We start from the raw sequence: 13,777 nt of genomic DNA, 5'->3' as shown, positions 1-13,777 counted from the left end.
GGATTGCCGCGGTAGCCTCTGCTAAGCGAAAACAAAGAAGGTTAATATGAAAAAGACACTACTCGCACTAGCATTATTAGGTGCATCAGCAACAGCATCAGCAGACTCATGGATCTACGGCAGTGCAAGTGTAGGTCAAGGCGACTTAGGGGGTGAGTCAACAACGACATATAACGTACATGTCGGTACAGGTATTTTGCCTTTTATCGGTCTCGAGGCTGGCTATCAAAACCTCGGTGATTATGACCGTGTGGATTATTCAGGTATTAAAACTAACCTAACGGGTTCTTCCATTTACTTCGCAGCGAAGCCAAGTCTTGATTTTGGCCCGTTGCATGTTTACGCAAAAGGCGGACTTCATTCTTACGATCTAAAAGCCGATGGCGGTTTTAATGAGGATGAAATCGACGTAATGTACGGTGTTGGTGCGGAGTATTTCGTTATGGGCCCAATTTCTCTCGGTGCGAGCTACAGCGTATTCAATATGAAAGAAGACGATGTGAAAAACTTCTCGCTAAACGCGACATTCCACTTCTTGTAATAGACACATCACCAAAAAGCCCGGCTACGTTACTAGCCGGGCTTTTTATTACCTGAAATCAGCGCTTAAGCTTGCTGCTTTTGGATCTCAGCTTCTTTTGTTTCTTCTTCAATCAGTGAATGAACAATCACAGCACAAGCGGCATAACTTCCGGTTTGAACCCGGGCAATATTGTAATCGCTTATCTAGCGTAAACTGTATGCGTACTTTTCGATGATTCCCATTCTTAAATGAAGTTATTGTCTTGGTCGAGATATTTCGAGTAAGGAAGTTTTGTCCTAGAGTTAATGTTAGGCTTTGAAATTTATTAAGGGCATTGATTAGTAAGAAATTCATATTATGCCGAGAGTCAAGCATCCATGTAAATAAATGAAATCTCAACTGCATAATTGTAATGGTAATATGCAACCATCACCATTGTCGCCTGTTTCAGTTGTGTCGATTTGATAGGTGAAGTTTTATATCAATTTTGATATTAACTGGATGATATAAATGAATAAAACACAGTATGGTCGGGTGCCATTAAATAGCCTTTTATTAAAGCAATTAAGAAAAAAATGGATTGAGCCAAGAGAAATTAGCTGACAAGTGTAGAGAGCGTCGGCTAGCCGTATCGATTGGTTCAATAAAACGAGCGGAAGCTGGGAAGAACATTTTATATAGAACAGTTGCAAGCTTAGCTTGTTTTTTCAATGTGACTGTAGGAGAACTGCTTGATGACGTGTCGCCTTCGCTTTTGGAATACACTGTTCAGAATTATCCTGAAGTTTTTCCTTGTGTCGGCCGTACCCATGAGCTGAGCCAAGTTAGGTTTGTGCACCATTTAGCTGCAGAGCGAGGACAAAGTGCGTGTGTGTATGGAATGCAAGGGGTGGGGAAAACAAATTTAATCTCTCACTTTTTACGTAGCATTAATGTCGATAAAAAATGCAATTTATATATAAGTGTAACGAACGAATCCCAACTCTTTGAGCAGTTGATTCGTGCGGTTTTGCACCTGCCACAAGAATTGGATAGCGACGTTATTCGATCAAACCTCAAAAAAGTTGTTAAGAGCCCTATAGTTTACTTTCATATGTTACGGCTGATGGGGTTGTATTTAAGTAGAGCAGAATCCGCCGCATTAGATGGACTATCAGACTACAGACGTAACGAAATTGATGTACTGGTTTTAATGGTTCTTATTCAGCGCTTAAAGGAAACAGGAATTTCAATATTGGTCATTGACGGGCTACAGAGTCTTGGATCTCGTCAGGCCTATATCGTCCAGCTTTTAATAGAGCACACACAAAACCTCCCTATATTTATCCTTTTGGGAGTGACGTGCTCCTTACACTTTTCAACAGACCCCTATCAATTACCAGGAACATACTTAATTCCGCTAACATTGTTAGATCACTCGAACCTAGTCGTCTTGGCAGATTCGATATCACTTAGTCAACCGAAAAAGGTTGCATCTCCTTCACACAAATCTTTAGCGATTTCTCGTTCAGAAGGTAACCCTCGAATACTAAAAGCCCTACTCATATCCCAATGCTCCAATAAAACAGTGCCATTAGAATTGATTGAGTGGGTTCAAAGTATGATGGAGCTTCTCGATACGATTGAAACCAAACTTCTCTACTTTTTAGTTGCTATTGGTTTAACCATCGAATTGGATGAGATTGATCAGTACTTAATGAGTTGTAAGGTAACCGGAATTCGGCAACTACAAAAATTAGTGTCTGTTGGTTTTCTTCATCCATTGACCGATTCCTACAAGTTCCAACATAAAATTATATGGGAAGCACTCCAGATACACGTAACTAAAGAGAGGCAAGGTGAGTTCAATAGTCTCAGTCAGGTGTCGTAACTGATCCGAATGTGATCCGTTTTTAATCGTTCCACTTGGTTAATTTTTTCCTAGAGACGTAATGCAGTTGGTTTATTTAACGCTCTGGCAGAATAAACACGTATTGCTTCTCCAGTAACGAATACAATGATGGAGAAATAACCATGAATGGAATGAAAGTAAAAACAGAAGAATACCTATCTTTCAATAGCTTATGGGTTGGCGATAGCGCATTTGTACAGTTGACTAATCAGCGCATAGCATTAATGGCAGCAAGTCAAATACCGGTCCTTATACTTGGACAGAGTGGTACGGGAAAACGAATTGCTGCCAAAGCATTACACGAAAGTAGTGAGAGAAGAACTGCTCCATTTGTTTGTGTATGTTGTAAGTTATTAAATGATGAAAACCTCACCGACAAGTTAGACGAACAGGTCAAACAAGCACAAGGGGGGAGTGTCTACATTGCCAATGTTGACGCGTTAACCAACGACAACGCCCGTGCATTAAAAGCTGCATTGCAGCGCTTTGATAGCTTAAATACCAATGTACGCCTTATAGCGAGTACAACAGAATTACCTTTTTTAGAACAGGATAACGGAGGAAGAGAAAGTGACAGGGACGATAACTTATTACTGAGGTGGTTGCATTACCATTGTTTAAATATTCGATTGCCCACGCTGGCTGAAAGAGAGCAAGATATAGAAGCCTTGGTGCAATACTATCAACAATCTGATCCTCAAATTGAGCGCTTGTCTATTCAGGAGAGTGCATGGCAGGTTTTAAATAACTACGCTTGGCCAGGTAACGTAAAACAGTTAAAGCGATGTCTAGATAAATTAGCGATACAAGCTGAATCAACCATTATTAATCGTGAGGTATTACTCAACTGTTTTCCGACTATGGTTAACGATGAGCCGACAAGCGAAACTTCAACTACTGTTACTACCATAAATGGAAGAGCGCGTAAGCCTTATTTAAAAATTGATAATCAAGCCCGTATCAACGCGCGGGCACCACTTTTGACTGACAGTTCATTTAACTTAAATGAAAATACCAACGAAACTCAGCTTGAAGGGAGCCCCAAAAGCCACCCTGGCCTAAACAAAGCGATAAGCCACCTTTACCATAACTTCAAAACGCCGCTAACAATGGAAGAGTTGGCAGGGCATGCCTGTATGAGCCCTTCGCACTTGTCATATCTGTTCAAAGTGTATTTAGGTATGTCATTTAAGCAAGTACTGCTTCGATTACGAATAGTTAAGGCGATGGAAATTCTGTCAGAAAACCCCAATAGGCACGTAACCCAAGTATGTGACGACGTCGGATTTTCCGACCTTAGCTTTTTTGTGCGCAAGTTCAAAGCCACCGTAGGCGTGAGCCCCGGAGTCTATCGAGATCAATTTCACCATGACCAATCCAGCCCAGAACTTTTGGCGCTGGTGGACGATCTCTCGCATCCATTACTGCATACAGAAACGCGTTTAATCCCGTAAAAATAGATTCTACCAATGGTTGAATGCTTGCTACCAAACGGAGCATAAGCTTGACCAATTTTATTTGTCATCGGGCGATTAACCTATTCATATCGTTTGAAATTACAGCGGCATTCAATTTCAAACGCGCAGTAAACACAGTGAAGATTGAACAAACAAAGCGAGGCAAACAATATGGCTTTTCCGACAGCGGTTAACGACCAAATCACAGACTCAGTCACACAGGCGAATGTGAAGGTATTAGGTGATGCACCAGCAATGTCGATGGGTAACCTTTTTCAGGCGACATCACAGGCATTAGGCAATGCGGCACACAATGCCACACTAGCTCAGCAACAATCTGGTATCACGTCGCAAGCGGCGACAACGATGGGTGTAACAACGCTCTACTCGATCGATACCGCCAGCACCGCAATGGGGACAAAAGCAATTCTTACTCCCCGTAAGAAACCCGTTGCCGGGCTAGGTTCTTAACCCTAGTTTGTTAGCGAACTATCAGCAACACCATTGAAAAGGATAGCACTATGGCATTCCCAACCGCAGTAAACGACCAAGTCACAGATTCGGTCACACAAGCAAACGTTAAAGTACTGGGCGACGCACCAGCCATGTCGATGGGCAATCTATTCCAAGCGACTTCACAGGCATTGGGTAACGCAGCTCACAACGCCACTATGGCGCAGCAGCAAGCAGCAATTACCGCACAAGCTGCAACCACAATGGGCGTCACAACCTTGTACTCCATTGATACGGCATCAACAGGCATAGCAACCAAAGACATCCTAGACAGCTTAAAGCAGAGTTAAGGGTAAGGAGATCTTAAATGGCGTTTCCAACAGCAGTTAATAGCCAGATCACCGATTCGGTAACTCAGGCGAATGTCGAAGTACTTGGTACAGCCCCAGCAACAGCAATGGGCAACTTGTTCCAAGCAACTTCACAAGCACTTGCTAATGCGGCACATAACGCAACGGCAGCGCAGCAACAAGCAAACATTGCTGCGCAAGCAGTCACGACGGCAGGAGTAAATTTACTTTATACCGTCGACACCGCGTCCTCGGCTGTGGCGACGAAGAAACTATTAGGCGCTTGACGGAGCATCCCTGAAAGGTTCAACGACGCGATAGGCGGACAAACTTGTGGCTAGTCAGCCACATACTTTAAATAGTTAAAAAGGAAGATATTATGGCATTTCCAACGGCAGTAAACAGTCAGATCACAGACTCAATCTCACAAGTAAACACCAAAGTACTGGGTGATGCACCTGCAGTGGCAACAGGTAACTTTATGTTAGCGACAAGCCAAGCTCTATCTAATGCTGCGCACAATGCGACATCTGGCCAGCAGAACAATGGAGTAACAGCTCAAGCTGCTCTGGTTCAAGGCGTTAACACCATGTTTGCTATGGATGTTGCAGCAGCAGCTGTCGGCTCAGAGCGAATCTACCGCTAGGGCGATTCGTAATGGCGATATTGGCAATATACCTGTGCCAATATCGCCAATTAAAGGTGATAGATTGAATTTCTAGAAAGCCTTTCCCCAAGCACTAACCTGGCATGTCGGAAACGTGCCCACATGGGGGAATGAGATGGAAGAAGAGAGCATAGATTCGGCACCCGCATTTGCAATGGCCGTCACCGATGTCGTCATGGCGAACACCATTGGACTATTGATGGAAAATGCAGTGCATAACGAAGCGCAATGCCAACTGATACAAAATGCGAGTGTCAATCAATGTTGCGCAATGATTCTCGCAGCGGCAGCGGGTAAACCCCCAGCAGCAGAGTAGTCAAAATAAAGTCAAAAACTAGGAGAAGACAATGAGCTCAGTTAACGATCAAGTCACCGACTCGGTGAGCCAAATACATACCCTTTTAACAGGGGGCGCACCTTCACAGGCTATGGGCATGTTGGACGTAGCAGGAACTGAAACCCTTGGCATGACCATGTTTAATGCCGTGACGGCTCAACAAAACTCGCAAACATCGGCAGGTGCCGCACTTAACGCAAGCTGTGCCCGAATTCTGAAAACAGAAACCGCTGCGCCGCCCCCTAAGACGAAAGAAGTGCTAGAACTAGAGCTAAAAACAATGCAACTCGCTGAAGAAAAGCTAAAAAGCGCAGTGGAATTTGCATTGATTAAAGAACTAAGAATGTCCAACAAATCGATTACCAAAAGCTTGATTGATGAAGCGTTGGCTAAAGCGGTGGACGAAGTGGCAAAGAACATCGAAGCGAGCGAAAAAGCACTACTTGAAAACATCGCAAAAGAGCTGAAAACCAAGTTTGATAACTTGGTGTAATCAAACGTTACGCGTTCGGTGCTCAGCATAAATCAACAAGAGCCATCAAATAGGATCCAAACAGGGGAATCACAATGAAAGATGAAAGTGTGAATACTCAAATTGTCGAAACGGTCAAACAGACCCAAGAGGCAACATTAACCGGCAACGTGATTAAAGCATCGGGCGCAGGTAAAGCGCTTCAATCCATATCGCAGTCTTCAGCCATAGCGGTGCAAGATGCCACAGACAACCTAAGAAACATCAACACCATGGCGACAACGGCTATGGGGGTGGCACTGTCTAAAATGCTCGCAACCGGAGAAACCACGCCCTATGCAGATATTCTGACTCAGGTGAACACCATGGTAGAGCAAAGTACCACCAACTTTGCCAACGTCGGTGAAAAGGCCAGCAAGGTAATTCAAGATTTTTCAGACAGACTCTAGCCAAAGGACAGGAAGTGGGACATGACCATAAAAATCGAAGGGACAGAAATGCAGTCGTTTAGCCAGTTAACGCCACGCAATCAAGATCTGGTTGGCATGCTTCCGAATGCACTACCCTGGATCAACATCAACATTGCTAATACAACGAATACTTTAGCCTTTGCCAATGAAGATGGGTTTGTGGAGCAAATTGGGCTAGGGCTGTCGGGTACCTCATATGTGGCGTTGCCTAATATTGACCTGACACTAGATATAAAAAAGCTGCTCGATGTCGATGTACAAGACGTGCATACCCTAAGCACAGAAAACAAAGCGCATCAAGCGTCGGCCAGCCAAGTTAGTGATGTACTAAACCGCAACCATTTGGTTACCGACAGTGAACTCACCAAAGTCGCTTCCTTGTTTGAACACGGTAAGTCGTCGGTGCCTTTTTCTTGGAATAGTGGATTGCAAGACAGCATTAACTGCTACAACAGTTTGATGTACATCGAACGATACATTCCGGCAAAACAGAGCATAAAAACGCAAGCCGCGAATTGGGCATTAACAGGTTCGCGAACACTGACAGGCTTTGGGTTGAACTACGCCGCCTACTTGCATGTCGCGACACATATCGACTTAAAGCACCACACGGTAGAAAACGCGCTCGCTACGCTCAATCAGATCGCCTTGAATAGGCTTGACTGCCCCCTAGTGACATTCGAATTGGATCAAACCAACTTGCAAAATGCGTTTGTTCAGTGGAGTGAGGCGGGCAATACCTTGGGCTTTAGCAGTATTGCCGCTGGCGTGCTTAGCATCGCGTTAAACATTGATTGGCGAGCAAAAGGGACATTGGAAGAAAAGTCTAATGCCTACATAACTCAGCTACAGGGCGTATTGTGCGAGCAATTGGCAACGGACAGTTATGTGAGCCAAGCGGGCCAGTATCGTCACTACCTGTATTCATTACCGGAACGACAAATCATCGTCAACGTCGATGAAGTGGGCTGTTTAAGTGTGTATAGCGATTTGCCTATCCCCAAAACAAAAGCAGGCAAAGTGGGCATTGCAGACGGGCACACCAACAAACCGCACACGCTGTCAATCAATTGAGGTGAACCATGAACAATAACACCCAGCCACGCCCCTTTGGCCAATCATCCGCAGCAAACAAAACCCAAAACATTGGGAGTCGTGTGAATGAAACAAAGGGTAGCGACACGCTAAATGAGGCATCAGCCTTTGATAGGTACGATGCAATGCGGAGGTTAGCTGAAATGTCATTGCCCGTGGATACCAACACGATAATGAAAAATGTCGACAACGTAATCGCAGACGCCATGCAAGCGATTAATCATTCGTTGAAACAGTCGTCGGATTACATCGACGGCGAACGGCAAAAATTGATGCAGCAGCACCCGTCGCTATCGCAAGCGTACAAGCAGCAAGATCAGGGTAATGATATTTCAGAGTTTGGTCAAAGCCCTCAACCCACTCAACCTATATTGGGCGAAGAGGGAAAAGATGGAAAAGGGCGAGATAATGGGCAAGGTACACCTAGCTCGAACTTAAGCAGCTCAAACCCACTTAGCACGCTCAATAGCCAGGCAGCGGAAACAATGTCAAACATCGCGCAGGGCTACGAAAGCAAGCTCATGGCAACACATCAAAACAAGCAGCAGCAAGTGATGAACAAACAAGCCTCGTTAACACAGGCCGCGTTCGACATGCAGCAGCAAATGATGGAAAAGCAGCAAACCTATCAGCAGCAATTATTGGGTATGGACGATCCCGCGTTGAATGTTTTAACCGCAGAAGCCAAGCCACACTCTATGAGTCAGCCAGAAGCTATGAGTCAGCAAGATCCAGTGGATCAGCGTCCCCCTAATGGGGTAAGTGAATAACCATTCTGCAAGGACAAAAATGGTCGAACAAGGCAAAAAGACAACCAAGTAGGCAACAGTATGATTAAATTAGACAAACTTAACGTTGAGTTAAGCGCTGATTTGAGCGTAAAACAGGCAGCTGCAAACAAGCAGATGAAAGAGCTGGTGGAGCGGCTGAGCCAAGCACCCAAATACCACACGCTAACGAAACAAGATCGTCAAGTGTTATCAAAAGAAGGGTACGCGCCCGATCTGGCAAATAACTTAGTTCTAATCACACAGCGTGATGGCAGTACTCGCTCTTCAGCGCAAGACACACTGCAAGTGGGCTTTACTTACGCAGCGTTTGATCCGGCACTATACGCTAGCCGTGATGTTCATACGGCGTTAGAGCGCTTATCACATTGCTGCTGCTGTTACTGCGAAAGCTTCTTAATGCCAACAGGGGCAGGGGAAGTTGGGCACTTTCGTCCCGTCACCTTGTTAGATACTGATGCCAGTCAAAGTAGTGACAAACGCCACTCTTGTTCGCCTTACTACTTGCAAGCGTACGACCAATCAAACCTAGTTTATAGCTGCCCAGAATGTAACAGTGACCAAAAAGCAGGCCAGTTTCCAATTGTGGGTGAGCGCAACGCACAAGATGTCACCCAAGAGAAGCCACTACTGGTTAACCCCTATCAAGAAGACCCGCGTGATTATATCCGCTTTAATCCACATAACGGCCACGCTTACGCTTTTGATCAAGTGTGCCGCTTTTACCAAGCAAAACATCATCGAACGCCAGCGAAAGTGGAGGTACTGATGTGGCAAAAGCCCGCCAGTATTCCAAACCAGTTCACCACCAGTGGCGAGCTGCTTACCGACAGCCAAACGCAGCAGCAGTACGAAGATTGGCGAGCGCATAACGATAAACCCAGCAAAGGCGAGCAGACCATTCGCGTACTTGGGCTAAACCGAACGCCCTTAGTGCTGGCGCGGTTAGCAATGGCAAAATCGTTAATGGCAGGCTACAAAGCCCACCAACAAGCAGCGCCTGCAAAAACTGATGCCAAAGGGGCGAAAGCAGAGGTTGAACACGACAGCATTGCATACCGAAGCATGGCAATAGACATAATACAAACCTTAAACCAGGCGAGTTCAAGCTCATTGAACACAGAGCCATCGAAATCAGGCCGACAGAACACTGCGCCAGCAGGCAAGCCACATAGGAAAGTAACAAATCAACAAACAGCGAAACCAGATGCAGTAAACAAACAGTTAGTGAGTGAGGAAGACGGGCAAGTAAAGGTTTCGAGTGCGTTAGTATCTCAGGTACTAGCGTCTAAGGCCGTTAGCTCAAAAGAGCCTCAAACCATAGCAACTTGGCTGCGATCTTGTCTTAGTTACCTGGTATTAGAATCGGAACTGACGCAAACCAATAAACGACGATTAGTCTGCTTGTCGGCAGAAGACAAAGTATACGGTGGCACCGACACCGAAAAATGTGTGTTTTTGCCCATAGACTGGAAGCGAGATTTACATAACGTCATAAAGGTTAAATCGAACCGCAATATATGGGAAGCCAGCTTTTTAGAACTGGCACATTCACGGCCACACGAGCTTATAAACCTGTTCGCCAATAACGACGTATGGGTAGAGGGTGAATTTTCACCACTGGCTTAACCAAATAACACATCCGTAGCCAACAAGCATTTCAACGTTGTCTACCCATGCAAGGACTTGTAACACAAGGCAAGAAATAGCGAAAATTAACTAAGGAGAAACATCATGAGCCAAAGAAAACAATCTGACAGCACACAAGAGTTCCATGCACAGCAAGAGGTGATCCATCAAGAGCAAGTCGCCAGCCATAGTGTTGCTTACACTGATGAGAGTGTCGCTAGGCAAATTTACGGAACCAATAATGTTGCCCAAGCCGTAAAAGATGCCGAGCAACAAGCGCTAAGTGCAGTTGCTGCAACTGAATAGCCTGTAACGGCTAGCCAACGAGTCATCCTTACTCAGTGTATTGATGGCTCATTTCAACCGCCTCTTCACACCTTAGGGCAAGGCTATTTGTGAAGAGGTTTTTTTTAACCATTTGACAACTCACCCCAACCTTGACTTTACCAACGACGGCATCGGTTATACCAAGTCGCCAAGTAAAAACCAGCATAAAGTAAAGATATAGCAAAGTTAAAAAGGCAAGCAAGGACGGTAACGCCAATGAAGACGCAGCGATATTTAAAACGGACAAACTTAAAACGGATAAACCCGCCACTGTTTGGCGTGAAGCACCACAAATGGTTAGCGCAGCGTGCGGCAAGTAATGCGGCTTCGCCATGCGTTAAGATGGCGACTAAGCCTTTGCCTGTTAGTCTGCGCCAAGGAATGGAGCGTATATCGGGTGTAAATCTGCAACGGGTGCGCGTGCACTACAACTCACACAAGCCAGCCCAAGTTCAGGCTCACGCTTACGCACAAGGGGAAGACATCTACCTCGCCCCAGGGCAAGAAAGCCACCTACCGCATGAGCTTGGCCACGTAGTCCAACAAAAAATGGGCATGGTAGAGCCAACTATGGAAGTCAATGGTGTAGCAGTAAACGACGACCCAAGGCTAGAGCAACATGCGACGGAGCTTGGTGAAATGGCGGTAAGGGTGGGGGGACAGACGCCCTAAGTGGCCTCTGGCATTGCTTGAACACCCCAGCTTAAAGACAACCAATAAATATACGCACATGACGACAAAGGGCTTTGGAAATATCAGTTCGCCATCGGGTGAGATGAATAGTTTGAAAAGTAAGGAAGTGGCTCATTAATAGCTAAATAGGCGGTTAAAGAGCCATCAATGTTAATGAGTTAGTCGAGGTAAAGTCCACAGTGGCTTTGTTGGGATGTTATAGGCAATGAAATAGAGCCTATAACAGTGATTAAATTCAATCTAAAAAAGGTTTGAGATATGTATGCACAAGTAGAGAAGACGAAAGAGAATAAAAGTAGGGCTATGACTATTTTTATTACTCAGAAGAAATGTTCTAAAAAAAATAATTCGATACTGTGCACGCAGAGAAAGCTTGAAAATACTTTGTATTCTATAACGAGGAGACAGGAAAACATCTACAACGCAACGGAAAACACTATAACAAGACCAATCGAGACTGAAGCAATTACTTTTGCAAAAAGAAAGTCAGTCACGCCTACCATCAAGGATTTTACAGCACATCATAAAGTGCCTTGGTCAATCCTGGAGAGTGATATTAAGAAGGCGTTTCAAATAAATAGTAGTGTTGATCCTGTATTTTATAAACTGGAAGAGTTTTCGGGTCAAAAATTTCCTGTAGATAAAAAAGAATTCATAAAAAATATTTGTTCAAGGAAGTCATTATACGCGGCTAACTCAGATGAAATAGATAAATGGATACAAAAAATCTGCTGGGCTCCTCAAAACATTTTCATAGGCCCAGAAACGGATGTTAGACTTGATGATCCTGATAAGCGTCCTTCGGTAATTAAGGGGGGAGATAGGCCGGAACTAGATGGACATTTTGACTCTAGTGGAAATAGAACGCCTAGATCACAGCAAAGCGAACGTATTTTTAGTAACAAAGGACTTTCCTCATTTAACGAAAAAATTATAGGTCCTTTTGACATTACAAATTATGATGAGAAAGAATGGATGCTAGAAAGTGGTAAGGAGAAGTTCACTAATAAAGAGCCAAACAAGCATTATAAACAAATAATGGATCCTTACAATCATGATATTCCTCAAGTCAGACTTGATTATCCGAGGGTTAATGTTATGGATCACCAGGGTGATGAATATAAAATAAAAGTTGAATCTATCGATAAAGCTGAAAAAGTACAGGTTGAATACACATATAAAGACCCAGCTGTAAAAGGGCCGCCGAGTAAAACTATAGCAGATTGCAAATTAACACACACCAATCAGGATGGGGATAAAATATGGGAGCTGGAAATACCGACACCTAAGGGGTCAAAAATAACTATACATAAAATAATTGCCTTTAATAAAGAAGGGGGGAATAGCGAGAAAGTTATAGAAATCCAGACTCCGATAAATAATATGATAAACAGGAAGAAATGATTAAGTTGTGGCTTTGAATGTATTGCGTTAGATAGCTAAGTTTTTTTGTAATCTCAAGCCCATAACAAAACCTAAGAATCATTAAAACGCTTTCTAGCCTCATTGTTATAGGCAATGACGTGAGCCTATAACAATCACTAAAGAAATTTAAAAGGTTTGAAATATGTATACGCAAGTAGAGAAGATTAAAGAGAATAGAAGTAGATCGGTTGCTAATTCTGTTGGCCAGAAAAAGAGTAATGGGAAGCAAGGTTTTGGGTTTGTGGATAATCGAATTGAAACAGTAGCTCAAAAGAAATTACAGTCAATAGCAAACAATTATTCTACTACTCAACCCATTCAGAGAGTGCAAGTTACAATTAGTGGCCAACAAAAAGAATTGTCAACGCTAACCGTATCGGAAATGGAGCGATTTTTGCGTATGAAAAACCTTTCAAATACGGCACTAACCGAAGAAGAGAAGGTTGATGTTGCAACTTGGGTTGAGCAAAATAAAGTGCAAAAAGGATATAAGGTGATTGAGTCACAATTCACAAAATTGTACCCTGAAGTAATACCGGAAGCAGTGAAAGATTTCGGGCAGGTTGAAGCTGTAACATTGAATGCAAATGATATTGGAAATGCGATTGGGGGTGAAAAACAGCAGATTGGTGCTACCAGTTATTACATTTCAGCCAGCCCATCAACATTGAATATATATTATGGTGAAGAGGAGTTAGGGAAAATCAGATATAGTATTCAAGATAATAGGGTCGGGGTGGAAACAATAAATATTAGAAATCACTTGCAAGGCAAGAATCTTTCTCGATTAATAATGGTTGCTTTCTGTAAATATGGTTTGGCAAATAATGCCACTACTTATAAGTTAAATACTGCAGACACTAGTGGTGGTTGGTGGGCACAATGGGGCAGCCAAAATTTGACGCAGATTCTAAGTAGAGGTGACATGCAAAATATCTACCTTCCTTCAACAATATCATAAAATGTATATTAAAAAGCCCATAACAAAACCTAAAAATCATTAAAACACTTTTTAGCCCAATTGTTATAGGCAATCAAAAATTAGTGGGACAGACACTCTAAGCAGTACCCATGGCGCGGTATAAAACGAGTAATGGGACAGGAACAACCTAATAGGACAGACACTCTAAGAAACGTCTATCGATAACTAATAAACTAGTCAATTACATCTAAAAAGTAGGGAACTCTTGAAATAGCAAA

17 protein-coding genes and 1 pseudogene are annotated in these 13,777 nt (G+C 43.6%); 17 read left to right on the top strand and 1 reads right to left on the bottom strand.

From position 1 onward, the window contains the following. Positions 1-46 precede the first annotated feature (46 nt). A complete protein-coding gene (locus tag TW84_RS04590; RefSeq protein ID WP_045974494.1) occupies positions 47-541 on the top strand; it encodes an outer membrane beta-barrel protein in 495 nt (164 codons plus the stop codon). A 65-nt stretch (positions 542-606) separates the two neighbouring features. On the opposite strand, the pseudogene TW84_RS25300 reads toward TW84_RS04590, so the two are convergent. Further along, a pseudogene (locus tag TW84_RS25300) lies at positions 607-684 on the bottom strand (dicarboxylate/amino acid:cation symporter); the annotation flags it as partial. Positions 685-1,103: 419 nt separating this feature from the next. Between TW84_RS25300 and TW84_RS24950 the strand changes: the two are divergent. The 16 genes from TW84_RS24950 (at position 1,104) to TW84_RS04510 (ending at position 13,538) form a co-directional block, all read left to right on the top strand. Beyond that, positions 1,104-2,393 carry an ATP-binding protein gene (locus TW84_RS24950; RefSeq protein WP_071209555.1) on the top strand — a complete coding sequence of 430 codons (1,290 nt, stop codon included), beginning with the start codon at positions 1,104-1,106 and terminating at the stop codon, positions 2,391-2,393. 143 nt (positions 2,394-2,536) lie between these two features. Further along, positions 2,537-3,868: a helix-turn-helix domain-containing protein gene (locus TW84_RS04580; RefSeq protein ID WP_045974493.1), complete on the top strand. Its 1,332-nt coding sequence runs from the start codon at positions 2,537-2,539 to the stop codon at positions 3,866-3,868. Between the two features lie 174 nt (positions 3,869-4,042). Continuing rightward, positions 4,043-4,342 (top strand): RebB family R body protein, encoded by a 300-nt coding sequence (locus TW84_RS04575; protein WP_038162418.1) that lies wholly within the window; start codon positions 4,043-4,045, stop codon positions 4,340-4,342. A gap of 50 nt (positions 4,343-4,392) precedes the next feature. Beyond that, entirely contained in the window at positions 4,393-4,674 is a 282-nt protein-coding gene (locus TW84_RS04570) for a RebB family R body protein (protein ID WP_038162420.1), read from the top strand. A gap of 17 nt (positions 4,675-4,691) precedes the next feature. Next, a complete protein-coding gene (locus TW84_RS04565) occupies positions 4,692-4,961 on the top strand; it encodes a RebB family R body protein (RefSeq protein ID WP_045974492.1) in 270 nt (89 codons plus the stop codon). A gap of 92 nt (positions 4,962-5,053) precedes the next feature. Further along, a complete protein-coding gene (locus tag TW84_RS04560) occupies positions 5,054-5,320 on the top strand; it encodes a RebB family R body protein (protein WP_038162424.1) in 267 nt (88 codons plus the stop codon). Between the two features lie 136 nt (positions 5,321-5,456). Then, positions 5,457-5,657, top strand: coding sequence for a RebB family R body protein (locus TW84_RS04555; RefSeq protein ID WP_045974491.1), 201 nt, complete (start codon positions 5,457-5,459; stop codon positions 5,655-5,657). A gap of 31 nt (positions 5,658-5,688) precedes the next feature. Further along, a complete protein-coding gene (locus TW84_RS04550) occupies positions 5,689-6,171 on the top strand; it encodes a RebB family R body protein (protein ID WP_045974490.1) in 483 nt (160 codons plus the stop codon). Positions 6,172-6,245: 74 nt separating this feature from the next. After that, positions 6,246-6,599, top strand: a complete 354-nt coding sequence (locus TW84_RS04545; protein ID WP_045974489.1) for a hypothetical protein — start codon at positions 6,246-6,248, stop codon at positions 6,597-6,599. 21 nt (positions 6,600-6,620) lie between these two features. Further along, positions 6,621-7,694, top strand: coding sequence for a hypothetical protein (locus TW84_RS23715; RefSeq protein ID WP_052707884.1), 1,074 nt, complete (start codon positions 6,621-6,623; stop codon positions 7,692-7,694). Between the two features lie 8 nt (positions 7,695-7,702). Continuing rightward, on the top strand, positions 7,703-8,485 hold the full coding sequence (locus TW84_RS04535) for a hypothetical protein (RefSeq protein WP_045974488.1): 783 nt from the start codon (positions 7,703-7,705) through the stop codon (positions 8,483-8,485). A gap of 60 nt (positions 8,486-8,545) precedes the next feature. Then, positions 8,546-10,132: an HNH endonuclease family protein gene (locus TW84_RS04530; RefSeq protein WP_045974487.1), complete on the top strand. Its 1,587-nt coding sequence runs from the start codon at positions 8,546-8,548 to the stop codon at positions 10,130-10,132. A 105-nt stretch (positions 10,133-10,237) separates the two neighbouring features. Then, complete coding sequence (locus TW84_RS04525; RefSeq protein WP_045974486.1) at positions 10,238-10,438, top strand: hypothetical protein; 201 nt, start codon at positions 10,238-10,240, stop codon at positions 10,436-10,438. A gap of 237 nt (positions 10,439-10,675) precedes the next feature. Beyond that, a complete protein-coding gene (locus tag TW84_RS04520) occupies positions 10,676-11,131 on the top strand; it encodes an eCIS core domain-containing protein (RefSeq protein ID WP_084720187.1) in 456 nt (151 codons plus the stop codon). A gap of 279 nt (positions 11,132-11,410) precedes the next feature. Then, positions 11,411-12,556: a hypothetical protein gene (locus TW84_RS04515; RefSeq protein ID WP_045974485.1), complete on the top strand. Its 1,146-nt coding sequence runs from the start codon at positions 11,411-11,413 to the stop codon at positions 12,554-12,556. A gap of 163 nt (positions 12,557-12,719) precedes the next feature. Then, positions 12,720-13,538 carry a hypothetical protein gene (locus tag TW84_RS04510; RefSeq protein WP_045974484.1) on the top strand — a complete coding sequence of 273 codons (819 nt, stop codon included), beginning with the start codon at positions 12,720-12,722 and terminating at the stop codon, positions 13,536-13,538. Positions 13,539-13,777 lie beyond the last annotated feature (239 nt).

The organism is Vibrio neptunius, from assembly GCF_000967495.1.
GTDB lineage: Bacteria > Pseudomonadota > Gammaproteobacteria > Enterobacterales > Vibrionaceae > Vibrio > Vibrio neptunius.
The sequence above is the reverse complement of the archived record's forward strand: the minus strand, read 5'-3'. Positions and strand labels throughout refer to the sequence as shown.

Excerpts from the sequence above, each read along its gene's own strand:
- TW84_RS04590 (WP_045974494.1), top strand. The coding sequence starts at position 47 with ATGAAAAAGACACTACTCGCACTAGCATTATTAGGTGCATCAGCAACA.
- TW84_RS04580 (WP_045974493.1), top strand. The coding sequence starts at position 2,537 with ATGAATGGAATGAAAGTAAAAACAGAAGAATACCTATCTTTCAATAGC.
- TW84_RS04575 (WP_038162418.1), top strand. The coding sequence starts at position 4,043 with ATGGCTTTTCCGACAGCGGTTAACGACCAAATCACAGACTCAGTCACA.
- TW84_RS04570 (WP_038162420.1), top strand. The coding sequence starts at position 4,393 with ATGGCATTCCCAACCGCAGTAAACGACCAAGTCACAGATTCGGTCACA.
- TW84_RS04565 (WP_045974492.1), top strand. The coding sequence starts at position 4,692 with ATGGCGTTTCCAACAGCAGTTAATAGCCAGATCACCGATTCGGTAACT.
- TW84_RS04560 (WP_038162424.1), top strand. The coding sequence starts at position 5,054 with ATGGCATTTCCAACGGCAGTAAACAGTCAGATCACAGACTCAATCTCA.
- TW84_RS04555 (WP_045974491.1), top strand. The coding sequence starts at position 5,457 with ATGGAAGAAGAGAGCATAGATTCGGCACCCGCATTTGCAATGGCCGTC.
- TW84_RS04550 (WP_045974490.1), top strand. The coding sequence starts at position 5,689 with ATGAGCTCAGTTAACGATCAAGTCACCGACTCGGTGAGCCAAATACAT.
- TW84_RS04545 (WP_045974489.1), top strand. The coding sequence starts at position 6,246 with ATGAAAGATGAAAGTGTGAATACTCAAATTGTCGAAACGGTCAAACAG.
- TW84_RS23715 (WP_052707884.1), top strand. The coding sequence starts at position 6,621 with ATGACCATAAAAATCGAAGGGACAGAAATGCAGTCGTTTAGCCAGTTA.
- TW84_RS04535 (WP_045974488.1), top strand. The coding sequence starts at position 7,703 with ATGAACAATAACACCCAGCCACGCCCCTTTGGCCAATCATCCGCAGCA.
- TW84_RS04530 (WP_045974487.1), top strand. The coding sequence starts at position 8,546 with ATGATTAAATTAGACAAACTTAACGTTGAGTTAAGCGCTGATTTGAGC.
- TW84_RS04525 (WP_045974486.1), top strand. The coding sequence starts at position 10,238 with ATGAGCCAAAGAAAACAATCTGACAGCACACAAGAGTTCCATGCACAG.
- TW84_RS04520 (WP_084720187.1), top strand. The coding sequence starts at position 10,676 with ATGAAGACGCAGCGATATTTAAAACGGACAAACTTAAAACGGATAAAC.
- TW84_RS04515 (WP_045974485.1), top strand. The coding sequence starts at position 11,411 with ATGTATGCACAAGTAGAGAAGACGAAAGAGAATAAAAGTAGGGCTATG.
- TW84_RS04510 (WP_045974484.1), top strand. The coding sequence starts at position 12,720 with ATGTATACGCAAGTAGAGAAGATTAAAGAGAATAGAAGTAGATCGGTT.